7 protein-coding genes are annotated in these 8,750 nt (G+C 68.6%); 1 reads left to right on the top strand and 6 read right to left on the bottom strand.

From position 1 onward, the window contains the following. From mmsB to ACFWGJ_RS38130, 6 genes are all read right to left on the bottom strand, one after another. Window positions 1-1,371 (bottom strand): multiple monosaccharide ABC transporter permease (gene mmsB, locus ACFWGJ_RS38155; RefSeq protein ID WP_387333556.1); only part of this gene is annotated, 1,371 nt, incomplete at its 3' end. A gap of 5 nt (window positions 1,372-1,376) precedes the next feature. Next, a complete protein-coding gene (mmsA, locus tag ACFWGJ_RS38150; protein WP_387333555.1) occupies window positions 1,377-2,918 on the bottom strand; it encodes a multiple monosaccharide ABC transporter ATP-binding protein in 1,542 nt (513 codons plus the stop codon). Between the two features lie 35 nt (window positions 2,919-2,953). Then, window positions 2,954-4,066 (bottom strand): multiple monosaccharide ABC transporter substrate-binding protein, encoded by a 1,113-nt coding sequence (chvE, locus tag ACFWGJ_RS38145; protein WP_387333554.1) that lies wholly within the window; start codon window positions 4,064-4,066, stop codon window positions 2,954-2,956. Window positions 4,067-4,199: 133 nt separating this feature from the next. After that, window positions 4,200-5,168: a hypothetical protein gene (locus tag ACFWGJ_RS38140; RefSeq protein WP_387333553.1), complete on the bottom strand. Its 969-nt coding sequence runs from the start codon at window positions 5,166-5,168 to the stop codon at window positions 4,200-4,202. A gap of 153 nt (window positions 5,169-5,321) precedes the next feature. After that, a complete protein-coding gene (locus ACFWGJ_RS38135; RefSeq protein ID WP_387333552.1) occupies window positions 5,322-6,335 on the bottom strand; it encodes a zinc-binding dehydrogenase in 1,014 nt (337 codons plus the stop codon). Between the two features lie 142 nt (window positions 6,336-6,477). Beyond that, on the bottom strand, window positions 6,478-7,638 hold the full coding sequence (locus ACFWGJ_RS38130; RefSeq protein WP_387333551.1) for a mandelate racemase/muconate lactonizing enzyme family protein: 1,161 nt from the start codon (window positions 7,636-7,638) through the stop codon (window positions 6,478-6,480). 277 nt (window positions 7,639-7,915) lie between these two features. On the opposite strand from ACFWGJ_RS38130, the gene ACFWGJ_RS38125 reads away from it, so the two are divergent. Beyond that, a complete protein-coding gene (locus ACFWGJ_RS38125) occupies window positions 7,916-8,668 on the top strand; it encodes a hypothetical protein (RefSeq protein WP_387333550.1) in 753 nt (250 codons plus the stop codon). The last annotated feature ends 82 nt before the right edge of the window (window positions 8,669-8,750 follow it).

Genomic DNA, 8,750 nt, shown 5'->3' with positions numbered 1-8,750 from the left:
GACCTCGGCCGGTCGGGCTGTGCGTGAGCCGCCGACGGCCCGGGCCCGCCCCCTCCGCTCGTACGCGCCCCCACAGATGCCCCCGTGCGCCCCAGGTGCGGAATCGATGCGCCATCCCGGCGCACGCGGGGGCCCGTAACCCGAGGTGGGTGCGGGAGTTGAGCCGACCGCCGCGAGGAGCACCAGGCCCTTGATGACCTGCTGCCAGTCACTGCCGACACCGACGAGGTTCATGCCGTTGTTGAGCACACCGAGGACGACACCACCGATGATCGCGCCGAGGACCGTGCCCACGCCGCCGCTCATCGACGCGCCGCCGATGAACGAGGCCGCGATGGCCTCCAGTTCGAAGTTCACACCGGCCTTGGGCGAGGCCGCGTTGAAGCGGGCCGCGAAGACCAGACCGGCCAGCGCCGCGAGCATGCCCATGTTGAGGAAGACCAGGAAGGTGACCTTCTTGTCCCGCACACCGGACAGCTTCGCCGCGGGCAGGTTGCCGCCGATGGCGTAGATGTGGCGGCCGATGATGGCGTTGCGCATCACATAGCCGAAGCCGACGACGAGGACGCCGAGGATGATCAGCACGACCGGCGCGCCCTTGTAGCTGGCGAGCATCATCGTCACCGTGAGCACCGCGGCGGCCAGGGCCACGATCTTCAGCAGGAACAGCTTGAAGGGCGGCACGTCGAGCGCGAACTCCTGCTGCCGCCTGCGGTCGCGGAACTCCTGCAGCACGATGAACGCGATCACGGCGAAGCCGAGCAGCAGCGTGAGGTTGTGGTAGTTGGTGTCCGGGCCGACCTCGGGGAGGAAGCCGTTGGAGACCTTCTGCAGGCCCTCGGGGAACGGGCCGAGCGTCTGGCCCTCAAGGAAGATCTCGGTGAGACCGCGGAAGGTCAGCATGCCCGCGAGGGTCACGATGAAGGATGGTATGCCCAGATACGCGATGAAGAAGCCCTGCGCGGCTCCCGCGGCGGCGCCCAGGAGCAGGCACAGCACCACGGCGATCGGCCAGTCGACGTCGTGCTTGACCATCAGTACGGCCGCCACGGCGCCCACGAAGGCGGTGAGCGAGCCGACCGACAGGTCGATGTGGCCCGCGATGATGACGAGCATCATGCCGATCGCGAGGATCAGGATGTAGCTGTTCTGCAGCACCAGGTTGGAGACGTTGCGCGGCAGCAGCAGGTCGCCGTCCGTCCACACCGCGAACAGCACCACGATCAGGCCCAGCGCGATCAGCATGCCGTACTGCCGCATGTTGCGGCGCATGCCGTCCACCATCAGCTGCAGCAGGCCGTCGCCGCCTGACGAGCCGCCCTTGCCGGCAGGGGCCGGCGCGGGGGACTTGGCGGTCACATTCGTGCTCATCGGTCTTACCTCTTGTCCTTCGTCATCTGGCGCATCAGCACTTCCTGCGTGGCCTCGGCCCGCTGGACCTCACCGGTCAGCCGCCCGGCGGACATGGTGTAGATGCGGTCGCACATACCGAGCAGTTCGGGCAGCTCGGAGGAGATGAAGACGACCGCCTTGCCCTCGGCGGCCAGTTTGTCGATGACCGTGTAGATCTCGAACTTGGCGCCCACGTCGATACCGCGGGTCGGCTCGTCCAGGATCAGCACATCTGGCCCCGCGAAGATCCACTTGCTGAGGACGACCTTCTGCTGGTTGCCGCCCGACAGCTTGCCCACCGGCTCGAAGACGGTCGGCGCCTTGATGTTCATCGACTTGCGGAAGCCCTCGGAGACCTGGCGCTCCTGGTGCTCGTCGACGACACCGCCCTTGGCGACCTTGCCCAGCGCGCTGAGCGTGATGTTCCGGTTGATCGTGTCGATGAGGTTGAGGCCGTAGTGCTTGCGGTCCTCGGTCACGTACGCGATGCCGTGCTCGACCGCGTCGGACACGGTCTTCGTACGGATCTCCTTGCCGTCCTTGAGGACGGTGCCGCCCGCGTACCGGCCGTAGGTGCGCCCGAAGACGCTCATCGCCAGCTCGGTGCGCCCGGCGCCCATCAGCCCGGCGATCCCGACGATCTCCCCGCGGCGCACCTGGATCGACACGTCGTCGACCACCTTGCGCTGCTGGTCGATCGGGTGGTGCACGGTCCAGTTGCGGATCTCCAGAGCGGGAGCCGCGCCCACCTCGGTGTCGTGCGGGGTGCGCTCCGGGAAGCGGTGGTCGAGGTCGCGGCCGACCATGCCGCTGATGATCCGGTCCTCGGTGGTCTCCGCGGCCTTCACGTCGAGGGTCTCGATGGACCGCCCGTCGCGCAGGATGGTCACCGAGTCGGCGACCGCCGCGATCTCGTTGAGCTTGTGCGAGATGATGATCGAGGTGATGCCCTGGTCCTTGAGACCGAGGATCAGGTCCAGCAGCTTGCCGCTGTCCTCGTCGTTCAGAGCCGCCGTCGGCTCGTCGAGGATCAGCAGCTTCACCTTCTTCGACAGCGCCTTCGCGATCTCGACGAGCTGCTGCTTGCCCACACCGATGTCGGCGACACGGGTGTCGGGGTGCTCGTCGAGCCCGACCCGCCGCAGCAGCTCGGTCGCGTGCCTGAGCGTCTCGGTCCAGCTGATGAACCCGCGCGTGGCGTGCTCGTTGCCGAGGAAGATGTTCTCCGCGATGGAGAGGTAGGGCACCAGGGCAAGCTCCTGGTGGATGATCACAATGCCGTGCTGCTCGCTCGCCCTGATGTCCTTGAACGTGCAGGGCTCACCCTCGAAGAGGATGTCGCCCTCGTACGTCCCGTGCGGGTGGACGCCGGAGAGGACCTTCATGAGGGTCGACTTCCCGGCGCCGTTCTCCCCGCAGATGGCGTGGACCTCGCCCGGCCGGACGCTCAGTGAGACGTCCGACAGCGCCTTGACGCCGGGAAAGGTCTTGACGATCGAGCGCATTTCCAGGACGGGTCCCGCCATGGTCGTGCCTTCCAATCCTTAGAAAACGGCGGTTGTTACTTGAGGTCGCTTTCCTTGATGTAGCCCGAGTCGACGACGACCTCCTTGTAGTTGGACTTGTCGACGTTGACCGGGTCCAGCAGGTAGGCGGGGACGACCTTGGCGCCGTTGTCGTACGTCTTGGTGTCGTTCGTCTCGGGCTTCTTGTCCTGCAGCACGGAGTCGACCATGTTGGCGGCGACCTCGGCGAGCTTGCGGGTGTCCTTGTAGACGGTCTGCGTCTGCTGGTCCGCGATGATCGACTTCACCGAGGCGACCTCGGCGTCCTGGCCCGTGACGATCGGCAGCGGCTTGCTCTTGGAGCCGTAGTCGTCCGACTTGAGCGCGGACAGGATGCCGATGGAGATGCCGTCGTAGGGCGAGAGGACCGCGTCGACCTTGGCGCTCTTGTACGCCGAGGTGAGCAGGTCGTCCATGCGCTTCTGGGCGGTGCCGCCGTCCCAGCGCAGGGTGGTGACCTGGTTGAGCTTGGTCTGGCCGGACTTGATGACGATCTGCTTCTTGTCGATGTACGGCTGCAGGGCGTTCATCGCGCCCTTGAAGAAGTACTGGGTGTTGTTGTCGTCGTTCGAGCCGGCGAAGAGCTCGACGTTGAACGGGCCCTTCTTGGAGCCGTCCTTGAGACCGAGCTTCTCGACGATGTAGCCGCCCTGGAGCTCGCCGACCTTCTCGTTGTCGAACGACGCGTAGTAGTCGACGTTCGGCGAGTTGAGGATCAGGCGGTCGTAGGAGATGACCGGGATGTCGGCTTCCTTGGCCTGCTGCAGAACGTTGTCGAGCGACTTGTTGTCGATCGCCGCGATGATCAGCGCCTTCACGCCCTGCGTGATCATGTTCTCGATCTGCGAGACCTGGGTGTCCGGGTCGTCCTCGCCGTAGGCCAGCTTGGTCTTGTAGCCGGCCGCCTTGAGGTTCTTCTCCACGTTGGCGCCGTCGGCGATCCAGCGCTCGGAGGACTTGGTCGGCATGGCGATGCCGACGGTGCCCCCCTTCGCGTCTCCCTTGTCGCTCTCACTGCCGCCGTCACTGTCCTGCCCGCAGGCGGACAGGGTGAGGGCGAGGGAGGCGGCCGCGGCTATGGCGGAGAGGGCTGCCTTGCGATTGCGCATGATCATCTTCCTTGATGCTCTGACGGAGGCTCGGTCTTCAGTTGTGAAGGTGGTGGAGCGAGGAACGACCGAGGAGGTGTGTGGGATTGTGTTCGGCCGCGTCGTCTTTTGTGAAGGGGGTGTAGTCGGAACGTTATGAGGGAATGTCAAAACGTTGGAGTGTCCCCGGCAGCCGCGAGCCGAGCGGCGCCATGTCGCCGTCCGCCCCGTGCCGCGCCAGCAGGTCCAGGGCCAGCCGGCCGCGCCGCACCCTCTCCCGTGCCGTGGACAGCGTCAGCTCCCTCATGTGGTGGCCGTACGGGTAGATCCCCGGAGCCTTGGACAGGCCGAACTTCAGGTACAGCGGTGCGCCGCGCCGGATCAGCTCGGCGACCTCGTACATGCGCACGTAGCCGCCGAGATCGTCGGGAGCCTCGATGTACATGTCCATGGGGGCCGCGCTGACCCTGCGGATCTCCGTCAGGTGGTCCAGCGTGAGGTCGCTGGGCACGTTGATGGAGTCCCCGCCGAGCTGCTCGTACACGGCGTACGCGGCCGGGTTGACCGGACCGATGAGCGCCGAGACCTTGAGCGTGGTGTCGGCCGGAAGGATCCCGGCGACACGGGCCCTGTGCAGAGTCCACAGCACGCCCTCGTCAGCCACGAGGAGGCACTTTACGCCCAACTCCGTTGCGCGTACGGCGTCTTCCAGACAGCCCGCCACCGCATCGTGACCACGGGCCCTGGTACCGCCGCCCCGCGAGTCCGTACGGGTCGAGCCGCCGATGTCCCAGGTGCCGCGCGGACCGGTGAAGAGGCACAGCTCGATGTCGCGCTCGGCGGTGGCGTCGACCATCTCGGTGATCTCGGCGTCGGTCAGCATCCAGATGCCGCTGCCCTGGCTGATCCGGTGGATCGGCACATCGAGCCGCGAGGACTCCTTGAGGACCACGGCCAGCGCCTCGGGCCCCTCGCACGAGGGGATCTCGGTACGCCACCGGCCGCCGCCCGGGAAGGAGTGCGGGGAGGCGTCGGCGGGGGACAGGGCGGGAGCGCCCAGGCCGAGCGCGGCGAGCGCCTGCTCACCGGGTCGACGGGCCGCTCTGGGAGAAGCGTCGGTCACAAGCTTTCCTTAGCTCTGGCGAAGTGCGTTGGCTCTGGCGAGGTGGATGTTCGATATGTCGGACATGGTTCGTGTGGGTGGATGTACGCCGGTGCGAAGCGTCAGGTCTCCGCACCGGCGTACGGATCGGGGGGTCGCCCGGAACCGACACGCCTAGGGGCGCAGCAGCACCTTGCCGACCTTGGGATCGCCCGACCCCACCAGCTCGATGGCGTGGGCGAACTCGTCCAGCGGAAGTTCGTGCGTCACCAGCGGCAGCGGATCCAGGAGACCCGCGCCGAAGACCCGTACCGTGTGCGCCCAGGCCTCCGGCGGCGCACCGAACACGGTGTGCACCTCCAGCTGCCGTACGACGAGGTCCGTGGGGTCCAGGCCCTGTGCGCCCGCCGCCGGGATGCCCGTGAGCACCAGCCGGCCGCCGCGTCTGAGCAGCGAGGCGGCGGTGGTCGCGGCGGTCGCCGAACCGGCCGTCTCGATCACCACGTCGAAGTCGGCGGGCAGCTCCTGGTCCCGGGTACGGAAGTCACTGGCGCCGAACTTCCGCGACAGCTCCGCACGATCCGGGCGGGTGCCCACCACCAGCAGCTCCGAGGGCGAACCCGCCTTCAGGAACTGCACGGCGAACATGCCGAGCGTGCCCGTGCCGACGACCGCCACCCGCTCGCCGGGCCGCGCGTTCGCCTTCAGCGCCGCCGCCGCGATGCAGGCGGCGGGCTCCAGGAGCGCCGCGGCCGTCAGGTCGGCGTCGTCCGGCAGGACGTGCAGCAGGCGCGCGGGCAGTGTGAGCGTGCCGGCCATGGCGCCGGGCTGGGTGAAGCCCGTCTCCTCGTAGCCGGCCGTGCACAACGTTGTCTCGCCCGCGTGGCAGCGGTCGCAGACCTGGCAGTTGCGGAAGCCCTCGCCCACCACCTTGCGGCCCACGAGGCCCCCGGGCACCCCGCTGCCGACCGCCTCGACCGTCCCCGACCACTCATGGCCCGGGGTCAGCGGATAGCGGACGTACCCCTCGGGACGGTTGCCCTGGTACACCTCGCGGTCGCTGCCGCAGATCCCGCTCGCGTGGACCCGTACCAGGGCCTCGCCCGCGGCGGGTGCCGTGGGCTCGTGGGGGGCCAGCCGGTGCTCGCCCGGCCCCTCGATGACGACGGCCTGGGATGCGGCGCTCATGACGGCTCCGTGGCGGTGGGACGGGTCGGGGTCCCGAAGGGGCGGTACGCCCCCCGGTCCGCCGCGCGGCCCGGCGACAGCGGCGACCGGCGGCTGGGCACAGCCTGCCACAAGCCCCTGTACAACTCGGTGCCGGGCGGCGTCACTTGCCGGCACCCTTCGGCTTGCGCTGCTCCCAGCCGTCCGCCCACAGGTCGAAGCGCGCCTGCTGCTGCGGGAACTCCGCCGCCGCGTCCGTGTCCAGCTCGACGCCCAGGCCCGGCTCGTGCGACAGCTCGAAGTAGCCGTCGACGACCTGCGGGGCGCCCTTCACGATCTTCTTGATGTCCGCGTCCGCGAAGTCGTTGAAGTGTTCGAGGATCTTGAAGTTCGGGGAGGAGAAGCCGACCTGGAGGGAAGCCGCGGTCAGGACCGGCCCGCCCACGTTGTGGGGCGCCACGAGAACGTAGTGGGCCTCGGCCGTCGCCGCCAGCTTCCGGGTCTCCCAGATGCCGCCGAGGTGGCCGACGTCGGGCTGGATGATGTCCACGGCCTGGCTCTCGAAGAGCTCACGGAACTCGATGCGATCGTGAATGCGCTCGCCGGTCGCGACCGGGATGTCGACCTTCGCCGCCACCTTCTCCAGCGCCTTCAGGTTCTCCGGCGGCACCGGCTCCTCCAGCCACGCGGGCTTGAAGGGGGCGAGCTCACGGGCGAGCCGGATGGCCGTGGCCGGCGAGAAGCGGCCGTGCATCTCCAGCATCAGCTCGGTGTCCGGGCCGATCGCGTCACGGACCGCCTCGATCAGCGAGACCGAGTACAGCGACTGCTCGTGGTCCAGCTCGAAGTGACCCGTCCCGAAGGGGTCGATCTTCAGCGCCTTGTACCCGCGCGCGACGACCTCCTGGGCCGCCTTGTGGTACGCCTCCGGAGTGCGCTCCGTGGTGTACCAGCCGTTCGCGTACGCCTTCACGCGGTCGGTGACCTTGCCGCCGAGCAGCTGCCACACGGGCACGCCCAGGGCCTTGCCCTTGATGTCCCAGCACGCCATCTCGATCACGGCGATACCGGACATGACGATCTCGCCGGCGCGCCCGTAGTCGCCGTACTTCATCCGGCGGACGAGGTCCTCGACGGCGAAGGGGTCGGAACCGAGGATGTGATTGGCCTGCGCCTCCCGCAGATAGCCGATCAGCGCGTCGGTGTGGCCCAGCATGCGGGTCTCACCGACCCCGGTGATGCCCTCGTCGGTGTGCACCTGGACATAGGTCAGGTTGCGCCATGGCGTCCCGACCACGTGTGTGCTGATTCCGGTGATGCGCACGGAGAATGCCCCTTGTCGTGCTCTGCGGCTGCTTTTACGAATCTGTTTCGACTGTTCGATATTTCGTCACACGTTCGAAATGCTGGCCAGACAGTAAGGATTGGGCGGCGGACGTGTCAATGGGTCGAACGAAGAACGGTTTCGGCGAGATGGCGAAGGAAGGCGGGGAATGGTCGGGCCTGTCCTCAACTGGCACACCCGAACGGGCAGTTCAGCACAGAACTTTCACAGCTGCGGCTGGGAACGTGACCTGAGCGGAGTTTAGTCTTCCGGCGTCATGGACTACTGCCTCCCGTGCCAACGGCACCTCAATGGCGCCCTCGCTTGCCCGGGGTGCGGTACACCGGCCGAAGCGAGCCGGGAGTACGCGGCCTCCCCGGACGACCGTGAGGACGCCGACGACCGCGACGAGGCGTCGGACGAGGGCGACGACTCCGGGCCGGAGGGCGAGGGCGGCGCGGGGCGCCGCGCCCGGCGCGGACGCGGCACGCGCGGCGGGAGCCGCGGGGTGCGGGCGAACCGGCGGGACCGCAAGGCCGCGCTGCACCGGCGGCGGCGCAAGCGGGTGCTCCTCGTGACGGCGGGGCTGCTGCTCGCGGCCGGCGGGCTGAGCCTCGCCGAACTGGGCATAGAGGCGCCGTCCTCCGAACCGAAGGCGTCCGCCGCGGAGAAGGCGTCCGCGGGGTCCTCGGCCTCCGCGGACGGGGCGTCGGCGACCGGGGGCGGGGGCGCCGGGTCGCCGGGGGCGTCGCCGTCCGCCTCGGAGTCGGAGAAGCCGAAGAAGTCCAAGAAGGACAAGGACGACGACGAGAAGGACAAGAAGGACGAGGAGGGGACGGAATCGGCCGATCCGTCGGCGACGGCTACGGACGGGCCGGCGTCCTCGGCCCCGGCCTCCGGCCCGTCCGCCCCCGAGGCGTCGGATCCTGGTACGCCGGATCCCGACCCGACGACGGACGCGCCGGACCCCGACCCGGAACCGACCCCCACGGAGTCGTCGTGCGACCGCTTCTTGTGGTGGTGCACGTAGCCGCTGGCCGCGGGTTCGTTTCCTGGGTGCGGGTGCATCGTGGCTGGCCGCGCAGTTCCCCGCGCCCCTAGGCGCCTAGGGG

It is taken from the genome of Streptomyces sp. NPDC060205, from assembly GCF_042728395.1.
Classification (GTDB): domain Bacteria; phylum Actinomycetota; class Actinomycetes; order Streptomycetales; family Streptomycetaceae; genus Streptomyces.
The sequence above is the reverse complement of the archived record's forward strand: the minus strand, read 5'-3'. Positions and strand labels throughout refer to the sequence as shown.